The organism is Devosia sp. Root413D1 (assembly GCF_001425235.1).
Taxonomy (GTDB): Bacteria; Pseudomonadota; Alphaproteobacteria; order Rhizobiales; family Devosiaceae; genus Devosia_A.
Genome location: NZ_LMEA01000009.1, coordinates 1 through 18,703, shown reverse-complemented (window position 1 = coordinate 18,703; position 18,703 = coordinate 1). Strand labels below are relative to the sequence as shown.

Annotated in this window: 17 protein-coding genes and 1 tRNA gene; 4 read left to right on the top strand and 14 right to left on the bottom strand. The window is 64.0% G+C overall.

The window, feature by feature from the left end:
• Window positions 1-12 precede the first annotated feature (12 nt).
• Window positions 13-1,482: an aldehyde dehydrogenase gene (gene aldA / locus ASC89_RS12155; RefSeq protein ID WP_197420994.1), complete on the top strand. Its 1,470-nt coding sequence runs from the start codon at window positions 13-15 to the stop codon at window positions 1,480-1,482.
• A gap of 191 nt (window positions 1,483-1,673) precedes the next feature.
• Here aldA and ASC89_RS12150 read toward each other — a convergent pair whose 3' ends face one another.
• From ASC89_RS12150 to ASC89_RS12100, 11 genes are all read right to left on the bottom strand, one after another.
• Window positions 1,674-2,435: an SDR family NAD(P)-dependent oxidoreductase gene (locus ASC89_RS12150; protein WP_055998100.1), complete on the bottom strand. Its 762-nt coding sequence runs from the start codon at window positions 2,433-2,435 to the stop codon at window positions 1,674-1,676.
• Window positions 2,432-4,090, bottom strand: coding sequence for a hydantoinase B/oxoprolinase family protein (locus tag ASC89_RS12145; RefSeq protein ID WP_055873332.1), 1,659 nt, complete (start codon window positions 4,088-4,090; stop codon window positions 2,432-2,434). The genes ASC89_RS12150 and ASC89_RS12145 overlap by 4 nt, the downstream gene beginning before the upstream one ends.
• Window positions 4,087-6,165, bottom strand: a complete 2,079-nt coding sequence (locus ASC89_RS12140; protein WP_055998097.1) for a hydantoinase/oxoprolinase family protein — start codon at window positions 6,163-6,165, stop codon at window positions 4,087-4,089. Before ASC89_RS12140 ends, ASC89_RS12145 begins: the two co-directional genes overlap by 4 nt.
• A 3-nt stretch (window positions 6,166-6,168) precedes the next feature.
• Window positions 6,169-6,354 carry a 4-oxalocrotonate tautomerase gene (locus ASC89_RS12135; protein ID WP_055873337.1) on the bottom strand — a complete coding sequence of 62 codons (186 nt, stop codon included), beginning with the start codon at window positions 6,352-6,354 and terminating at the stop codon, window positions 6,169-6,171.
• A gap of 218 nt (window positions 6,355-6,572) precedes the next feature.
• On the bottom strand, window positions 6,573-8,105 hold the full coding sequence (locus tag ASC89_RS12130) for a UxaA family hydrolase (RefSeq protein WP_055998094.1): 1,533 nt from the start codon (window positions 8,103-8,105) through the stop codon (window positions 6,573-6,575).
• A gap of 433 nt (window positions 8,106-8,538) precedes the next feature.
• Window positions 8,539-9,228, bottom strand: a complete 690-nt coding sequence (locus ASC89_RS12125) for a GntR family transcriptional regulator (RefSeq protein WP_055873344.1) — start codon at window positions 9,226-9,228, stop codon at window positions 8,539-8,541.
• Window positions 9,229-9,412: 184 nt separating this feature from the next.
• Entirely contained in the window at window positions 9,413-10,297 is an 885-nt protein-coding gene (locus ASC89_RS12120; protein ID WP_055998091.1) for a hypothetical protein, read from the bottom strand.
• 288 nt (window positions 10,298-10,585) lie between these two features.
• On the bottom strand, window positions 10,586-11,299 hold the full coding sequence (locus tag ASC89_RS12115; protein ID WP_156384600.1) for a hypothetical protein: 714 nt from the start codon (window positions 11,297-11,299) through the stop codon (window positions 10,586-10,588).
• A gap of 115 nt (window positions 11,300-11,414) precedes the next feature.
• Window positions 11,415-13,736: a S8 family serine peptidase gene (locus tag ASC89_RS12110; RefSeq protein WP_156384599.1), complete on the bottom strand. Its 2,322-nt coding sequence runs from the start codon at window positions 13,734-13,736 to the stop codon at window positions 11,415-11,417.
• Between the two features lie 118 nt (window positions 13,737-13,854).
• On the bottom strand, window positions 13,855-14,928 hold the full coding sequence (locus tag ASC89_RS12105) for an AAA family ATPase (protein ID WP_055998082.1): 1,074 nt from the start codon (window positions 14,926-14,928) through the stop codon (window positions 13,855-13,857).
• Between the two features lie 341 nt (window positions 14,929-15,269).
• Window positions 15,270-15,359 (bottom strand) — tRNA-Ser (locus ASC89_RS12100).
• A 240-nt stretch (window positions 15,360-15,599) separates the two neighbouring features.
• On the opposite strand from ASC89_RS12100, the gene ASC89_RS12095 reads away from it, so the two are divergent.
• From ASC89_RS12095 to ASC89_RS12085, 3 genes are all read left to right on the top strand, one after another.
• Entirely contained in the window at window positions 15,600-15,923 is a 324-nt protein-coding gene (locus ASC89_RS12095) for a hypothetical protein (protein WP_156384598.1), read from the top strand.
• A 12-nt stretch (window positions 15,924-15,935) separates the two neighbouring features.
• Window positions 15,936-16,280, top strand: coding sequence for an MmcQ/YjbR family DNA-binding protein (locus ASC89_RS12090; RefSeq protein WP_055998080.1), 345 nt, complete (start codon window positions 15,936-15,938; stop codon window positions 16,278-16,280).
• A gap of 77 nt (window positions 16,281-16,357) precedes the next feature.
• On the top strand, window positions 16,358-16,612 hold the full coding sequence (locus tag ASC89_RS12085; protein WP_156384597.1) for a hypothetical protein: 255 nt from the start codon (window positions 16,358-16,360) through the stop codon (window positions 16,610-16,612).
• Window positions 16,613-16,768: 156 nt separating this feature from the next.
• On the opposite strand, the gene ASC89_RS12080 is transcribed toward ASC89_RS12085, so the two are convergent.
• The 3 genes from ASC89_RS12080 to ASC89_RS12070 all read right to left on the bottom strand — a co-directional run bounded on the left by ASC89_RS12080 (window position 16,769) and on the right by ASC89_RS12070 (window position 18,361).
• Entirely contained in the window at window positions 16,769-17,068 is a 300-nt protein-coding gene (locus ASC89_RS12080) for a GIY-YIG nuclease family protein (RefSeq protein ID WP_055998077.1), read from the bottom strand.
• A gap of 165 nt (window positions 17,069-17,233) precedes the next feature.
• Window positions 17,234-17,869 (bottom strand): peroxiredoxin, encoded by a 636-nt coding sequence (locus ASC89_RS12075; RefSeq protein WP_055875875.1) that lies wholly within the window; start codon window positions 17,867-17,869, stop codon window positions 17,234-17,236.
• A 309-nt stretch (window positions 17,870-18,178) separates the two neighbouring features.
• On the bottom strand, window positions 18,179-18,361 hold the full coding sequence (locus ASC89_RS12070; protein WP_055873375.1) for a hypothetical protein: 183 nt from the start codon (window positions 18,359-18,361) through the stop codon (window positions 18,179-18,181).
• Window positions 18,362-18,703 lie beyond the last annotated feature (342 nt).

Below are 18,703 nucleotides of genomic sequence, written 5' to 3'. Positions count from 1 at the left end.
GAGGACCCCGCCATGCCCGGCATGAAAGATCTCGTCAAAGGCACCGACCGCTACCGCAACTTCATCGGCGGACAGTGGGTGGACTCGACGCTCAAGGAATGGATCGAGGTGGAGAACCCGGCCACCGGCCAGGTGATCGCTTCGGTGCCGCGCGGCAATGCCGACGATGCCGACCGTGCGGTCACCGCCGCCTACCAGGCCCAGCCCGCCTGGGAAGCGCTGCCGCCGGCGTCGCGCGGCCAGTTGCTGAAGGACCTCGCCCGCGTCGTCCTGGAAAACCGCGAGCGGCTCGCCCGCATGGTGATCGCCGAACAGGGCAAGCCGTTGCAGGAAGCGCGTGGCGAGATCGAAAGCGCCGCGCTTTACCTCAGCTATGCCGCGGAGGAAGCCCGACGCATCACCGGCGACATCATCCCCTCGGACAATCCGGACGAGCAGATCTGGATCCAGAAGGTGGCGCATGGCGTGGTGATCGCGCTCACCGCCTGGAACTACCCGGCCGCGCTGATGTGCCGGAAGATCGGGCCGGCGCTGATCGCCGGCAACACCGTGGTGGTGAAGTCGCACGAGGGGACGCCGACGACGGCGCTGGAGATCGCCCAGCTCGCCGACCAGGTCGGCTTTCCGGCGGGGGTCATCAACATGGTCAGCGGCACCGGCGAAGGGGTCGGCCGGGCACTGGTGACCCACCCGCAGAGCCGGTTGATTACCCTCACCGGCTCGGTGCGGGCCGGCAAGGACATCTTCCGCAACGCCGCCGACGACCTCAAGATCCTTCGGCTCGAGCTCGGCGGCAAGGCGCCCTTCATCGTCGCCGAAGATGCCGATATCGGCGCCGCGGTGCGCGCCGCGGTGCTGTCGCGCTTCGAGAATTGCGGCCAGGTCTGCATCTGCAACGAGCGTATGTATGTGCACGAAAAGATCGCCGACGAGTTCCTCGAGCGTTTCACCGGCGCGGTGAAGCAACTGAAGGTCGGCGACCCCACGACGCTAGTCGATGTCGGGCCGAAATTCTCGCGCCCCGAACTCGACAAGGTCGATCGCATGGTGGAGGCGGCCAAGGCCGCCGGCGCCGAAGTGCTGACCGGCGGACGCCGCCTCACCGAGGGCGAGTTCTCGCGCGGCCACTGGTACGATCCGACGGTGCTGAAGGTGAACGACAACTCCATGCAGATCATGCAGGACGAAGTGTTCGGGCCGGTGGTGCCGGTGATGACCGTCACCGATTTCGACGAAGGCCTGCGGCTCGCCAACGAGAGCCGCTATGGCCTCTCGGCCTATGTGTTCACCAAGGACATGCGCCGCATGATGCGGCTGATCCGCGAGCTGAAATTCGGCGAGATCTACGTCAACAAGCAGGGCGGCGACGTGGTCCAGGCCCACCACGCCGGCATCCGCGATTCCGGCATCGGCGGCGAGGACGGGCGTTATGGGCTGGATGCGTATTTCCAGAAGAAGACGATCTACGTGAACTATGCGTGAGCCTGGGCGACCTGCTCCACCCCACCCAGCTTCGCTAAGCCGCTGACGCGGCCAGCTGCGCTACCCTCCCCATCAAGGGGAGGGAGACGATGGAACCGAGAGCTCGCAGTCAGGTCTCCCTCCCCCTTGTGGGGAGGGTAGCGTCGCCGGGAGTGAAGCGACCTGGCAAAGCTAGGGTGGGGGTGAGCCCCCTACTCCGGTACCGCCGCATAAGCCGTATACGCGCTGGTCGCCAGCCAGCCGGCATCCACCGGCAGGGTCACACCGGTGATCGCCGAGGCGGCGTCGGAGCACAGGAACCAGATCGCCTCGCCGACATCGGCGGGCTGTACGAAGCGGCGGAGGGCGGCTTTTTCGATGATCAGTTTCGGGTCGCGCTGACCCGAATCGATGCGTGCCTGCATGGCCGGGGTCAGCACGTAGCCGGGCGCCACGGCGTTGACCCGCACACCTTTGGGGCCCAGTTCGGCGGCGAGGATTTCGGTCAGCATTTTGATCGAGGTCTTGCCCATGGCATAGGCCGGCTGGCCGGAGGGACGGTAGGTGGTGAGCGAGCCCATGTTGATCAGCACACCCGCGCCGCGCGCCGCCATCGCCGTGCCGAAGGCCCGGTTGACCACCAGGGTGCCGCGGACATTGATGGCGTGGATGCGGTCATACTCGGCCATATCCATTTCGAGCACGCGCACGGCGTTCTGCAGCACGCCGGCCGAGTGGACCACCGCATCGACCGCGCCGCGGCGCGCCAGCACGTCTGTGGCATAGGCCGCCACCGCGTCGTCGTCGGCGACATCCAGCCCGGTATAGGTGGCGCCCAGCTCCGCCGCGATGGCCTCGCCGCGTTCGGCATTGCGGTCGGCGATCTCCACCGCCCAGCCGCCGGCTGCGAAGCGCCGTGCCGTCGCCTCGCCGATGCCGCTGGCGCCGCCGGTGACCACCACGAGTTTGCTCATCGCTTGCTCCCATAATCCTTCGCCGCCGCTTCGGGCGTCACCTTGCCATTGGCGATGTCGGCCTCGATCGCGGGGCGCGCGCGCCGCTGCGGATCGCCCCAGCCGCCACCGCCGGCCTGCTCGTGCCGGATCACTGTGTCCTTGCCGATCTCCAGCGTCACCTTGGCCGGCAGCACCTCGAAGCCCGCACCGCGATCGATCAGGTTGCGCGACGAGGCTGCCGGACCGCCGCCGAACAGGCCATAGGGCGAATGCTCGTGGCGGTCGGCGCGCAACTGCAGCACGGCGCTCTCGGCCAGCAGTCGATACTGCCGCACCAACCCAAGCCCACCACGAAACTCGCCGGCGCCGCCCGAATCCGGCCTCAGCGCATATTCCTCCATCAGCAGCGGATAGCGCGCCTCGATGGTTTCGATGGGGAGGTTCGACATGTTCTGGCTGGGGTTGGTGATGCCCTCGACCCCGTCCTTGTCGGCTCGGCCGCCCCAGGCGCCGTTGATCATATCGACGAAGACGAAGGGTTTTGGCGGCTCACCGTGATAGCCGCCGATCGCCACCACGGTATTGCCGCCCTCGCCGGCCGCCATCAGCTTTTTCGGCGCGATCTGCGCCAGCGCCCCCATTACGGTGTCGACAACGCGATAGCCGGTGAGGGCGCGCGCCGCGACCGGCGCCGGCATGCGCGGGTTGAGGATCGAGCCTTCCGGCGCCGTCACCGTGATGCAGCGATAGACCCCGGCATTGTTGGGCACGTCGTGGTCGAGGGCGCAGCGGATGGTGAGATAGGTTGCGGATTTGACGAAGCTCAGCGTCGCGTTGATGGCGCCTTTCACCTGCGGCGACGAGCCGGTGAAATCCACCCAGAGATGGTCGCCCTTCACGGTGATGCAGCAGACGATCGGGATCGGCGCCAGTGAGAAGCCATCGCCATCGATATAGTCGGTGAAGCGGTATTCCCCATCCGGCCAACTGGCGATCGCCTTGCGTGTCAGCGCCTCGCCATAGTCGATCAGCCGGTCGAAATAGCGCTCCAGCTCGTCGCCGTGACGCTCGAACAACCGCAGCATTTCGCGCTCGCCGATATTGCAGGTGGCATATTGCGCATCGAGATCGCCCAGCACCAGTTCGGGCAGGCGCACGTTCTTTTCGATGATGGTCAGGAGCGTGCGGTTGGGGCGGCCGCGCTCGTAGAGCTTCATCGGGGCGATGCGCAGCCCCTCCTGGAAGATCTCGGTCGAATCCGAAGCGTTCGAACCCGGCACCCGGCCGCCGACATCGCAATGGTGCGCGATCACCACGGAGAAGCCGAGCAGCCGTTCCCCTGCAAAGATCGGCTTGAACATGAAGATGTCAGGCAGGTGCATGCCGCCGTCATAGGGATCGTTGAGGACGATCACGTCGCCGGGGAACAGGTCGCCTGCGAAGCGGCTCCGCACCACCTCGATCGCGTCGGGAACCGCCCCCAGATGCAGTGCCACGGTCTTGGCCTGGCTGAGGATGCGCCCCTCGGCGTCGCAGATGGTCACCGAGTAATCGAGCACGTCGCGGACGATCGGCGAACGGGCAGTGCGCATCACCGCATAGGCCATGTCGTCGACGATGGTATCGAGCCCGGATTTGATGACCGCGAAGGTGATGGGGTCGAGGGCGTTCATCGGACCGGCTCCAGCGTGGCGACGAGGCTGCCGGTGGCATTGGGCGCAACGCGTGCGCCTGATGGAATGACGATGGTGGTATCCGGGCCCTCGATGATCACAGGTCCATCGATGGCGCCGGTCACCGCCGCGCGACGCAGCACCGGCGTCAGTTGCGCTCCACCACGACCGAAATGCACCTCGCGCCGGGCGGCGTTTGCTTCGCCATCGCCGGGGTCGCCGGCCTTGAGGGCGCGGAAATCCAGCGGCTCGGAGTTCTGCGCACGGGCGTGGAGCCGCAGCGCCACTGCCTCGACCGCATCGGTTGGGGTGTAGCCATAGCTGTCGCGATAGGCGGCGATAAAGGCGGGCCGGAGCACCGCCGCATCGAACCGGTCGAACGGGATCGACAGAGCGGCGTCCTGGCCATCGAGCCTGAGGTCGATCTCATAGCTGCAGGCGATGGCCGCGGCAGGGTAACCCTGGGCCGTGAGCTGCGCGACCGCAGCTCGCTGCATCTCGGCCGAGAGCGCCACGACCTCCGCTGCATCGACGCGGTCGAGCCGGCCGGCGAGCGCCCGCAACTCGTGATGCTCCACGGTGCCGGCCAGCATGCCCATGGCAGTGAACACGCCAGGCGAGGGCGGGAACAGCACGCGGGTGATGCCGAGCGTTCGCGCCAGATCCGCCGCATGCACCGGGCCCGAGCCGCCGAAGGCGAGGAGTGTCAGGTCGCGCGGGTCGAGCCCGCGCTCCACCGTCACCGCCCGGATAGCGCGCACCATGTTGGCGTTGGCGATCTCGCGGATGCCATAGGCCGCCGCTTCGATGCTGAGCCCCAGCGGCTGCGCCAGCTGGCGATCGATGGCGGCGCGGGCCGCCGCGATATCGAGCGACAGGCTGCCACCGGCGAGGCGTGGCGGCAGCAGGCCGAGCACCACATTGGCATCGGTGACGGTCGGCTGCGTGCCACCGCGGCCGTAGCACACCGGCCCGGGCGCTGCCCCGGCGGAGCGCGGCCCGACGGTCAGCAGCCCCGCCGGATCGATGGCGGCGATCGAGCCCGCGCCGTTGCCGACCTCGGCGACATCGACAGTGGGCACCCGCATCATGTAGCCGCCCGCCTTGATGAAACGCGACGGCACCGACATGCCGGCCCGGAACTCATATTCGTGCGTGCGCGCCAGGACGCCGCGATGGATCAGCGCCGCCGATGCCGTGGTGCCGCCCATGTCGAAGGCAACGAGGTTGGCTTCATCGGTGGCGGCGCCGAGCCGCAGCGCGCCCACCGCACCGGAGGAGCGGCCCGAGGAAATAAAGAACACCGGCTTTTGCTGCGCCACGCGGGCCGAGGATAGCCCGCCATTGGAGTTGCCGATCAACAGCGGCGCCGTCACTCCATGGGCCCGCAACTTCTGCTCCAGCCGGGTCAGGTAACCGCGCAGCGGCGGCAGCACATAGGCATTCACCGCCGTGGTCGAAGTGCGCTCGTATTCACCAGCTTCGGGCAGCACATCCACCGAGGCGGTGACCGCGATGCCGGGGAAAGCCTCGGCAAAGGCGGTCGCCGCCTGCCGCTCGTGCACCGGGTTCTTGTAGGAGTTGAGAAAGCAGATGGCGACCGACTCGATCCCTTCGGCGGCGAAGAACCGCCCTGCCGCCAGCACGTCGTCGAGCCGCAGCGGCGTCATCACCGTGCCATCGGCCCGCACCCGCTCCGTGGCTTCGAGCCGATAGCGGCGCGCCACCAGCGGCTCCGGCTTATCCCAGGTGAGGTCGAACATGCCGGGGGTGCGCAGCCGGCCGATCTCCAGCACGTCGCGAAAGCCGCGCGTGGTGATCAGCCCGCAGCGGGCGCCCAGTTTCTGCAGCAGCGTGTTGGAGCCGACGGTGGTGCCGTGCAGCACTTCGGTGAGCCCGTCGGGACGAAGCTCCGCTGCCGCCAGCACCTCGAGCATACCGATGACCAGCGCATCCTCCGGCGCCTCGGGGGTGGAACTCACCTTGGCCGAAAAGCTGGCGCCATCGCTGCGCAACAAGACGAGGTCGGTAAAGGTGCCGCCGATATCGACGCTGAGGCGGGCGCTGTGGGTCATCGGCTACTTGTCGGAATTGAGTTTGCCGCCATTGGCCCAGTCATGCGGCTCGATATCGTGAAAGACGATGTCGACGACCTCCGGCCGGCATTTGAGGATGCGGGCGGTCTCGCGCGTCACGATCTCCGCGAACTCGCGCTTCTGTTCGATGCTGCGCCCCTTGAGCAGCTCGACCTTGATCATCGGCATTGCGGTATCTCCTGAAGTCGGGTGGTTTGAGCGTTCACGCCTCGGCGGCAGCGAGGTGCTTGGACTCAACGCTCGCCACACCCACCGGCTGTCATCCCAGCGAAAGCTGGGACCCAGCCATCGGCTGGCGCTGGCGGTGAGTTGGGTCCCAGCTTTCGCTGGGATGACATCGAGTTTGGGTCAATCATCCGTGAAACTCTCTTTGATCTGCGAAACTCCTACAGCCAGGCATTGACGTGCCAGGGGGCGAACTCGTCTTCGCCATAGCCCAGCAATTCGCTCTTGGTCGGCTTGCCCGAGGCGGTGGCGATCATCTCGCGGAACACCAGCTCGCCCATCTCGTCGATCGAGGCTTCGTCATCGAGGATGGCGCCGCAATTGATATCCATGTCCTCTTCCATGCGCCGGAACATCGCGGTGTTGGTGGCGAGCTTGATCGAGGGCGATGGCCGGCAGCCGAAACAGGAGCCGCGTCCGGTGGTGAAGGCGATGAGGTTGGCGCCGCTCGCCACCTGCCCGGTCGCCGACATCGGATCGAACCCCGGTGAATCCATGAAGACCAGGCCCCTGGTGGCGAGCGGCTGGGCGTAGCCGATGACATCGGTGAGGTTGGTGGTGCCACCCTTCGCCACCGCGCCGAGGGATTTTTCGAGGATGGTGGTGAGCCCGCCGGCCTTGTTGCCGGGCGAAGGGTTGTTGTCGAAGCCCTGCGGCTCGTTGCGGGTATAGTCCTCCCACCAGTCGAGCAGGCCGAGCAGCTTCTCGCCCACGTCCTTGGTCACGGCGCGTTCGAGCAGCAGGTTCTCGGCGCCGTAGATCTCCGGCGTTTCGGCGAGGATCGCCGTACCGCCCGAGGCCACCAGCCGGTCGACCGCGGCGCCGAGCGCCGGGTTGGCGGAAATGCCGGAAAAGCTGTCCGAGCCGCCGCATTGCAGCCCGACGATGATCTCGCTCACCGGCACCGGCTGACGCTTGGCCTGGGCAGCACGCTCCAGCATCGCCTCGACCAGCTCGATGCCGCGGCCGATCGAGGTGCGGGTGCCACCGGTCTCCTGCATCACCAGCTTGTTGAGTTCGTCGCCGAGTTCCAACTGCTCCTCGTCGATCAGCTGGTCGATCTGATTGTCCTCGCAGCCCAGTCCGACCAGCAGCACGCCCGCGAAATTGGGGTGACGGGCATAGCCGCCGAGCGTCCGCCGCAGCATCGACATCGACATCGAGCCGTCGGCGACGCTGCAGCCGGATTTATGGGTCAATGCCACCACCCCATCGACACCGGGATAGGGAGCGAGCCGCAGGGGATCGCGGAAATGATCGGCAATCATCCGCGCCACCAGCGACGAGCAGTTCACCGAGGTGAGCACGCCGACATAGTTGCGGGTCGCGACCCGCCCATCGACGCGCACGATGCCGTCAAAACTCGGGATCTCGGCCTTCGGCCTGAGCGGCGCGTTGGAGAGCCGGGTGCCTATGGCATGGCCGGCCATCGAGGTCTCGAAGCCGAGATTGTGGAGATGGACATGCGCGCCCGCGGCGATCGCCTGACGCGCCAGTCCGATCGGTTGGCCGAACCGGTGCACCGCGGCGCCCGGCCGAAGTTCCACCAGCGCCACCTTGTGCCCGAACGGGATGTCGGTGGCGGCGACGCCGGGAAAGGGCGCCAACGCCTCGCCGGCATGGAGATCACGCAGCGCGATCCCCACCTCGTCCCCGGGCTTCAGCTGCAGCACCGCAGCGACCTGACCAGCCATGAGCGTCTCTCCTCGGGAAGAGACAATCACACTAATCGTCGATTGTCAGCAATCAGCAGCGCGAAGACCAGCCGGATTTTCTACCCTGCCGGCTAGCGAAACCACCATAAGGCGAAGCACAGCGGCTCAGCGCACCGCCGGGGTCATTCCCGCGAAGGCGGGAACCTAGTGGGATGCCGCTGCATCCGCTGAGGCCGAGATATCCCCCACCTTCGCGCATATGCACTAGGTCGCGCCCCACCCACCGGGTCATTCCTGCGAAAGCGGGAACCTCTGTTTTCTTGGCCGTTGCGCGATCGCAAACGGAGGTCCCCGCTTTCGCGGGGGATGACACCGAGTTGGGGGGACTTGCAGCGCCCGGGTTCGCATACCCAGCGTCACCCTATTGCGGCTAACGCAGCGTGCACAGGGCCGGAATCCCTAGCTCAGCACCTCAGGAAGCGGTTACGGTGCGCGGGTTCTCTTCGGTGTGTGCGGCCAGCAGCTTCACCTCGGCCTCGTTGTGGCTCTTGGCCAGCTGTTCGGCGAGATCGGGCTGGCGCTCGATCACTGCGCCGATCAGCGCCGCATGCTCATCGACCAGCGCCGCATAGTCCTTGGGGAAGAACCCCGAATGCACCATGTGGAAGCGCACCTGCTGCATGATGAAGCCATGCTGCTCGGCCAGCCGCCGGTGCTTGGCGATCTCGACGATCTCCTGGTGCAGGCGGAAATCGATGTCGGTCACATCCTCGAAGCGCTTGTCCTTCACGGCGCGCGTCAGTTCGGCGACGGTAGATTTGAGCCGCTTGTGGTCGGCGGCGACGCCGTGCTCGGCCGCCAGCCGCGCCGCCAGCCCTTCGAGCGCGGCGCGCAGCGTATAGAGCTCCCAGGCATCGCGCGGCGAGGTCTCGGACACCTGCCAGCGGGTGAACGCCACCTGCTGCACCAGCCCTTCGCGCGCCAGCTGCGCCAGCGCGGCGCGCACCGTGCCGCGGCTGACCTCGAGCTCCTCGGACAGCTGGGTCTCGAGCAAGCGCCCGCCGGCGGGCAGAATGCCCTCGAGAATGTGGGTGCGAATCCCATCGGCGGCCTGCCGATCGAGCAGGCGCTTTTCGGACTTCAGGCTAGTCAACTTGGCCATAAGCCCTCCGCGATTGCTGACGATCAACCATCAACCAGCAATTAGCTGATCAGGCCTGATCCGTAAATGGAGGCGCCGCACTGCCCCAGACTCAGCGCCAGCCGCCGAATCCTCGGCGCATGGCCCGCAAAAGTCAAAGGCCGGCGCCAGGCGCCGGCCTCTTCAGGTCGTCGGTCGGATGCGGTTACAGGACGTCGGCCGAGACCGAAGCGCGGAACGGCGCGGTCGGGCTCGCCAGCGGACGCAACGCATCGATCGCGGTGCCCTCGTCGCCGAACGGGATCGAGATCCCGAGCTTTACGGTATGGGTGGTGTTCGACTCGTCGTCCTGGTCGAAGGCGTGCATGCCCTCATAGGAGGCGACGAGGTTGAGGTTGAGATCGCCCGGCAGCCGGTAAGCCGCCTTGAGACCCCAGTTCACATATTCGCCCGGATCGTTGGACACGTCGAAGTTGGCGCTGAAGCCATAGCCGACATTGGCCATCACGGCGAAATCGCTCGACAGGGCATAGGCCGCGCCGATTTCGGCGAACGGCCCGACAAAGCCCTCGTCGTCATTGTCGAAATCGTCGTTGGGGGCGAAGGCATAGCCGAGCCGGCCGACTAGCTTGGCGCTATCGATATCCACTGCCGCCTGGACGCCCGCGGCATAGCCGACGAACTGATCCACGGTCTCGGCATCGGGATAGGTGGCAAGCGTGCCGAAGCCGCCGAGATACCAATTGTCCATCCGCATGCCGACCTGCGCGCCGAGCACGCCGAGATTGCCGTTGGTGACGTTCGGATCGCTGTCTTCGATCGCCAGCCACTCGCCATAGCCATCGAGCCCGAGCACCAGCGCATCGTACTGGCCTTCGATGGCGAAGGCGCCATAGAGCCCGCCGAAACTACTGAAATCGCCGCCGTCCTCCTGCGCCATGCGGCCGAGCCCACCAAGCTCAACCACCCCGCGGAGGCCATAGGATTCAGCAACGGGCGCCTCATACGCAGTGTCGATGAACAGATCAGCAGCCTCAGCCCCCGAAACCAGCGCCAGGGCGCTAACGCACAACATGAACGAACGGAACACGAATCGACCTCCAAGAGTTATTACTCGGCTATATCAAGTCATATGATGACTTGATGGGTGGAGGGATGCAGTTGTGGCGGCGTTGTTGCGGGTGGGCCACAGATGGATTGGCGAGAGAGCGCCGGACCGAGGGCACGGGGCGACCTAAACTATCCTATGGACCTAGGGTTCTGGATTTGCGCCGAGCCACGATTGGCGTGCCGACGCTGATTGGGCCATGCGACCTCCGCCCGCCAAGCCTGCCGGTCACAGCTTAGGCTCCCCAGCTCGGTCGCGGTGGTGAGCTGATTACGCCGTGCCGCCGAACCTTTCGATAAGCGGTCGGAATGCAGGAATCCCTCGGATATCCTTCGTGCGCTCAATCAAGACGTGCGCCGGTGAACGTTCGCTCGTGTCGTGAGCTTCGATTTCCGCCGGCCACTTGTTGCGATCCATTCGGACGATCATGTCCATTACTCCGAAGCGGAGAATGTAGGAATTCCGTCCGGCGAAACGTATTCGCACAGGGTCGGCCGCCATTGGGGCTGGTATTCCTTCGATCGTGACGTTGGGTTTCGTCACAATCAAAGAAACCGGAAACGGTGATGACCCCAGAAGATGCTCCCGCAATGGCGATTCGTAGGGGCCCAAGGGGCTTTCGCCGATATTCAGTCGATGCTTCCAGTGCCAGCGCCAGATCACCGCCAAGGCGAAGCCCGCTAGGCGTTCGGGCCGATCGTTCTTAACCGAAACGGCCATCGTGTTTTCCGTGACCCCGTAAGTCTTCAGTGACCGAGCAAATCTGACCCCATAGTCGTCGAACACACCAAGCGCCTGTTCGTGTTGGTCGCACAACAAGCCCGGATGCCACTCTCCACTTTGGCTGAACTTCACGCTTCCTTCAGCAGGGTTCACCACCACTACATTCGGCTCGTCATCACGTAGGTCTCTAGCAAACGCCGCCGGAACGATATGAGACCGAACAGTCGGAGAGCGTCCACAAACAACGCACTTGTAGGTCATGGCTGCCTCCGGTAGTCGAGCCCCCTTCGGACGGTTTCTTGTGTCTCGCGAGCCAACAGTCATCGGCGCGTGAGGTCACGCTTGCCGACAATGGGATCCTGGGCTGAGGGCGCGGTCATATCGCGACAACGGTCCTGCTACGTGGCTTGACTGCGACCCTGGTCAGCACCTCATCGTAAATGCCGTCCCTGCCATCCATCGAGACGGTCACTGCCAAGCCGAAGGAAATTGCATCGTCAAGCTGGCCCCCTTGATCCTTCTCCCTTTGCACCTGCAACCGGATCGTACCGCCCGCACCGGCATGGCCGAAACTCGTGCCCGCCCACCTACGATGAACGACTGTCCCCGCCTCCGTCTGATGATAGGGAGGCTCGATGGTAGTAGCGACACCGGCAACCGCCCTGGCATCATCTCCCAGGGGAAGCACCTTGAGCTTGGCCGCCCGATAGAGCTGGTGACCCGGCCGAACGGGCGAAAACCAGGCCAAGGTGGCATATACCGCTCTCAAGGAGTTCGTTGTGCTGAAGGCGTCCGGCAACGGGATCGAGTACTCTATCGCCTGCTCCGATAGAAGGCGCGAAGACGCCCACATGGTAGCGCGGTCGGCAGCACAGCTTTGGCAGTCATCCGGCTCCACAAACCCGTAACCCAGGTGCCTGCTTACTTCTCGCCGCATGGTCTCCCAATTCTGGGGCACTGGGAATTTCGTGCGGATGATGAAGTCATGTGTGTCGCCCCACGAGGCGGGATGGATCAAAAGCGCCTTTAGTATCGCAGCCCTCTGAATATTAGGAAGCTCGGCGAAGGCCTCGCCGTACTCGGCCTCAAGGCTATCGTGAAGCTTATGAGCCGCGTGCGTTGCATATGCTGCAGCGCCACTGGATCCGATAGTCCAGGCGCTCGCACCGAGGGCCTGCCCCGGCCCCGGAGGAGCCGCTACCTTCATTCCGCCTAGAGCGTTGCCATGTGCGTGTGGCCTAACCGTTGCCGGGGCACTCCCTGGCCGGAGATTCAGATGCTCTCGCCCTCCCGGATAGAGGGCCTCTGGTTTGATTGAGCGCCGATGTCCCAAGCCGAGCGCGGACGACACATTGGGCATGCGCATGTCGGGGTATGGGAAGAACTTCATGTTTGGCAACGCGACCGGTGCCATTGGGTCGTTGTGCCACGCGCCGATGGTCAACGCGTTGATGCTCTCCGAGGGAGAAAGTATGCGTCGGTCCGCCTTCACCGCATCTAGGGCCTTGAACACACCGGCTGCGCGATCTTCGACCGGGGCGCTCTCAAATTCGATGGTGCCAGGAAAGTCTGGGACGTCGACATCACCTGGGACATTCCCAGAGGACACGACAAAAAGAAGGCCGTACTCCACCGACAGATAGTCGAGCGCACGAGCCCATGGAGACAGCCGATCCGCAAATCGCTTGTTTGTGTCTCCGAGGGACAAATTGACAACCACAACGCGTTGGCCGCCCTCGCCTCTCATGGTGCGGACCGCCTCCACCATCACATCGACAATCAGCCGATCGTCAACAAATCGCTCCGCCGGTGGGCCAAACGGACCGGCAGCCGGGGCAAACATCACGCTGCGGAAATAAAGCCTGCGACCTATGGGCGGGCGCGGGACGCTTCTGTCGCCGTGAATGACGATGGAGGCCATGGCGGTGCCATGAACACGCCTACCAACGGAGATTTGATCCAAGCCATATGGGTCCACGACATTCAGCCATGGCGCTAGCCATGGGTGAGCTTGCAAAGGCACCGCATCGAACACGGCAACCACGGGCTCCTCAGCAATCTCGGCTTGCTCTGGGGCTGCCGCTTCGGCCGCATCCTCTACTTCGAGAGTAGAGCCCAAACTTTGGGGATAGATGGAAAGGACAGGCTCTAGTCCCGCGAGGCTATTCCTATCGAGTTCCACGATCCGCCTGACGCCACTAGCGGGCAAATCAAGAAGTACCGCGTGATAGGAGAACTCGGGATGGCGAGCGGAATGGACCACACGTCCACCTCCTGCGGCGATAGAATTGCGAACCGCTAGCTCAGCCAGCGCGGCACTTTCCGCATTCGGCCTAAAGACCATCTCGCACTCGAGCCGGACCAAATCCCTGTCCGGAACTCCCTCATATGCGGCGGCTAACTGAGACCTATCTGCAGGCTGAACGCGATCACTTGGCCCCCAAGGGCGGACATCGCGAAGCTTAGAAAACAGGTGACCCCAAGGAGCAAAGCCGCGCTGTGCTTTATCCCCGCGCTGCCACCGCTGCCAAAGACCGAGAATTTGCCTGAGAGCCAGCAAGTCCGGGACTAGTAGGTAGACGGTCGGCTCTTCGTCTTCCTCATCCTCATCGAGCGTGTCCTCACCCGCAAAGGATAGACCCGGAATGTTGGCAGCCGCCTTCGCAAAGTCCGTAACCGACCCGGTCACCTCAAACACCAGCAGCCGTTCTGGAGCGAGGCCCGCAGGGTCGCGTCGTAGGGCAAGTTCAGGATTATTCTGGGCCAGTACCCGCTGCAGCCGGTCGAAGACCGGGCCTAAGCGCCTGCCTTGCTCATCACGGATGATCGTCCTCGACGGCGTCGCCCCGCCGTGACCCGGCTGGCGAACGCTTTGCTCGGGCAAGTCGAGCTTGAGGAGGGGCTTCGATGGGTCCGCTTTCACTTGACGGCTGTTCGACCCGGCTTGACCAAAGCTCTACTTCCTCTGAAAGAATAGCCTTCAGTGACCGTTGGCCTAGGGACAGGATGTGGCGGCGACGAACGGTCTGACAGAACTCAATTACTTCCGCAAAACTACTTGGTGCAAGTGCCTTCGCAAGTTTGTCGGAAGAAATACCGGGAGACTGATCCCAGTTGGCAAACTGACGCTCGATGAGCACAGCTAGTTGCCTCCAGTCAGGTGCGGGAAGAGACAACCGCAATTGAAAGCGACGCCACACCGCCCGATCCAAAAGCTCGTGATGGTTTGTGGCGGCAACAGTGACCACGTAGCTCGGCAGCTGGTCTATCTGCATCAGGAGAAACGAAACAACTCGCTTGATTTCGCCTGTCTCGTGAGTATCACCGCGCTCTTTGCCCACCGCGTCAAACTCGTCGAAAAAGAGGACGCAGGGAGTGGTCCTTACGTAGTCGAATAGTTTCCGCAGTCTAGTGTTCGTCTCACCTAGGTAGGAGCCAACGAGGGCGTCATAGCGAACTGTAAAGAGCGGCAGAGCCAGTGCTTCAGCAACAGCCTCGGCAACAGAGGTTTTGCCGTTACCTGGCGGGCCCGAAAGCAGCAACCGATGGCGAGGCTGCAAACCATGCGCCCGCAGCACGTCAGACCGGTGCTGTTCCTCGATGAGGTTTCGCACCTGATGCATAACCGGCAGCGGCAAGATCAGATCGTCCAAACGCGTTTGTGGCTCGGACTCGAGTACGATATCGCGACCCGGCGCCGGCTGGCGCCTTTGCGTCATCTCGCTGGAAACCGACACCGAGTTCAGGAGCCGCGCTAGGCGATCCGCGAGAGCATTGTGGTTCTTCGCACGCTCGTCCGCGACCAAAGCCTCGACTGAAGCACGAAGGGTGGAATGATCGCCTTCCGCTCCGGCCCGGACTATCGATAGGAGAAGGTCACTGCGTGCCATTTCAAAATCCGCCGCTTGATGCGCCAAAACGCATGTGCACTACAGAAGCACGCCACGACGCCCGTATGCACCCCGCGACCATAGATATGAACAGCACATCTATTGGCCGTTCCAGTCACCCGCGACGTAGGCGCAAAAGTACAACACCACGCTTGTGGCACTATACCGCTCACCTATCAACGCAATCTTACGTCATGCCCAGCCGGTAGCTCCGCTCAGGGTAGCTATCCGGCGATAGCCATATCAAAAGGCATTTTAGGGTACCATCGTGGGGCACCATCAACAACATCGATCCATTAAGAGCTAAATGAAATCATATAGTTGAGGCACGATTGCCGCAATGGCGGAGAGAAAGGGATTCGAACCCTTGAGACGGTTCCCCGCCTACACACTTTCCAGGCGTGCGCCTTCGACCACTCGGCCATCTCTCCGCATGCAGCGGGCCGGGCGGGCCCGGGTCTGCGTGTCCGGGGGCTGAGCCTGCCGGAGCGGGCGCAATATACTCATCGACGTCGTGACCGCAAGGCACATAACGCGCCGATGACGGGGATTGCGGTCAAGGCTCGGCAAAGTTGTCTTGTCCCGCGCGCGGACCGCGTGGCAAAAGGGTTGCCAGCAGCCGGTGGAGCATTGGGACCCCGCACGGCGCATCCCGGACGCGACGGACCTCGATGCGGCTTTTTATCAGGCTTTTGGGCACCTGGCTCCTTGGTGTGGCGCTGATCCTGTTGATCATCGACGGGACGCGCTCGCTCGGCGCCAACCAGCTGATCTTCACCTCGCTTGCCGAGAACTGGACCTGGCTCAATGCCGAGAGCCTCGCCACGGTGCGCGAGTTCCTCGCCGGCCGGTTCTTCGGCATGGTGCTCGAGCCGGTCTCGGAGGCGATCTTCGCCATGCCGGGCTGGGCGGTGCTGGCGGTGCCCGGCGCCCTGCTGGCCTGGGCCGGGCGCTCGCGCAAGACCCGGCTGTTCGTCCGGCACGACCAGATCTGACAGGAACGGCCCTTGACCCTCCATGATCGCGACGGCTTCACCGCGTTTGTCACCACGCTCCCCGGGGTGACGCTGCACGAGCAATGGGAAGCGCTGGTCGCCAAGGTCGGCGGCAAGGTGTTTTGCCTGCTCGGGGACGCCTCGGGCGATATCGTCTTCAAGGTCGGCGAGATCGCCTTCGATGGGCTGACCGAGCTCGAGGGGATTGCGCAGGCGGCTTACTTCGCCAAGCGCCAGTGGGTGCGGGTTTCGCCGGGCGCGCTCGAGAATGAGCTCGCTCAGGGCTATGTCCGCCAATCGCATCGGCTGATCGCCGACAAGCTGACGCGCAAGCTCAAGGCCGAGCTGGGAATCTGAGCAGCACGTTGACGAAGTCGTTCAGGCCTTCTTAACTACCCCGCATAAGCCATGAGGGGGCGAAGATGGTTGCGGGATTGCTTTATGTTATTGGGCTGATTGCGGTGCTGGCGACGCTCGTCGTTGCCGGGTACGGGGCGCCCGGCCTGATCCAGATGGTCAACACGGCGCTCGATACGCCCGGCTCGGACCTCGTTGCCACGCTCATCGACGTGGCGCGGCTGCTGCAATGGGCCGTGCTGCCGTTCGTCGGCGGGCTGGCGCTGATGGGGCTGGGGCGTATCGTCATGCTGCTGGGCGCCATCAACCGGGCGCTGCGCGGCAACGCCTGAGGCCGGTTCTCAGTGAGGGCTTTCCTGGGTCTCCCCTCACCCACGATGTCACCCCGGCAGAGGCTGGGGGCGCCGCGAGCTTCGCAAACGGAGGTTCCCGCTTTCGCGGGAATGACCCGGTGGGTGGGGTGCCATCAGGGCTGAGCGAAGCAACAGCTATCCGAACAACCCATCGTACAGGTCGTCCCAGTGGGGATTGTCCTTTTCGATCAGTTCGATCTTCCAGACCCACCGCCACTTCTTGATCTGTTTTTCCCGGGTGATGGCGTTGTAAGGGTCGTCGTGCTGTTCGAAGTACACCAGCTTGTGCACGTGGTAGCGGGATGAGAAGCCCGGGATCAGATCCTCGCGGTGGATATAGATGCGCACTGGAAGGTCGCCGGTTACGCCGGTGTATAGCGTGCCGTACTTCCGACTGGCGAGGATGTAGACGAAGAACCGCCCGCTCGTGCTCATGCCCTAACGGCTACCGCGGAGTCATTCCCGCGAAAGCGGGAACCTCTGTTTTTGTGCCTGCCGCACGATCGCAAACGGAGGTCCCGCTTTCGGGGGACTCCATGGCAATACTGAAACAAAACGGGCGGCCCTCGTGGACCGCCCGTTCAACATCTCTGACCCTGATCAGGCGCGCGGCTGCGGCACGATGCGGAGGTAGGGCTTCAGCGTCTTCCAGCCTTCCGGGTACTTCTCACGCGCCGCTTCGTCGGAGACGGCGGGGACGATGATGACGTCTTCGCCCGATTTCCAGTTCACCGGCGTCGCCACCTGGTGCTTGGCGGTGAGCTGCAGGCTGTCGATGACGCGGATGATCTCGTCGAAGTTGCGGCCGGTCGAGGCCGGATACTCGATCTTGAGCTTCACCTTCTTGTCCGGCCCGATGACGAACAGCGAACGCACTGTGAGGCTGTCATTGGCGTTGGGGTGGATCATATCGAACTTGGTGGCGATCTCGCGATCGACGTCGGAGATCAGCGGGAAGTTGAGCGTGGCGCCCTGCGTCTCGGCGATATCGGCAGCCCAGCCGGCATGGTTCTCGAGCTTATCGACCGACAGGCCCAGCACCTTGACGCCGCGCTTGTCGAACTCGGGCTTCAGCTTGGCAGTGTAGCCGAGCTCGGTGGTGCAGACCGGGGTGAAATTCTTGGGGTGCGAGAACAGCACGGCCCAGCTGCCGTCGATGTAATCGTGGAAGCGGATGCGACCTTCGGTGGTCTCCGCCTCGAAATCGGGGGCGGTATCGCCGATGAGAATTGCCATGATGAACTCCTTGATGCGGGTCGTATGCCATGCCTGGCACTGGAGCAGGATTGCGATCGTTCGATCGCCCTCCAGCTCCACGTCCTTGTTTTGTCGCGAGATCGAACCGGAAAAGTCTCACAACTTTTCCTGATCTCGCTCTAGCGCGCGCCACTATCGAACGCGGGCCAGTCGATTGCGACTGCGCCGCTTGAAATCTTTTTGTGTTTTGCCGTCAAGCGGCAACAACCGCTTCCCCCGGGGGCGCGGTCAGCAGCAAAATCAGCGTGCTAGGTCGGTTTCGGCAGCGCGCTACGAGATCGGGACGGGTCAGATCAGGCCGCTGGCGAAGGCATATTGCAGGGCGGCCACGATCGCAAGGGGCGGCGCCAGAGCTAACGCCAAAGCGCGCGGCTGGCTGAGCCGCGCCACCCGGGCGATGAGGAACACGACGACGATGAAAAGCAGCGAGGCGACGATGGACGCCGAACCCTGCGACAGCCAGCTGAACATGATCACGCCTCCCGAAGCCCGCGGGCGGGCATCGCGGTGAGCCTGCGCGCCCACAGCTTGCCTGGGGCTTGCCCGGTTCAGTCGGGGTTGAATCGAGTTTGAACGATGTGGGGGGTGTTTGTAGATGGCCCGCAACTTGGCACTGCGGGTGGTTTCGCGTCCCCTCGCCCCCTTGGGGCCTGTTGCATAATTCTGCAGGTGTGATTCCGTGACTATGGAGAGCGGAGTTGATGACCGATGGCGATCAAGCGGACAGGGCAGTTGGGTTTTGCCGATGCAGTTCTTGCCGGTTCGGGTGATGGTCCGCTGGATCGGTTGTCTCGGCTGGTACGGTGGTACCGG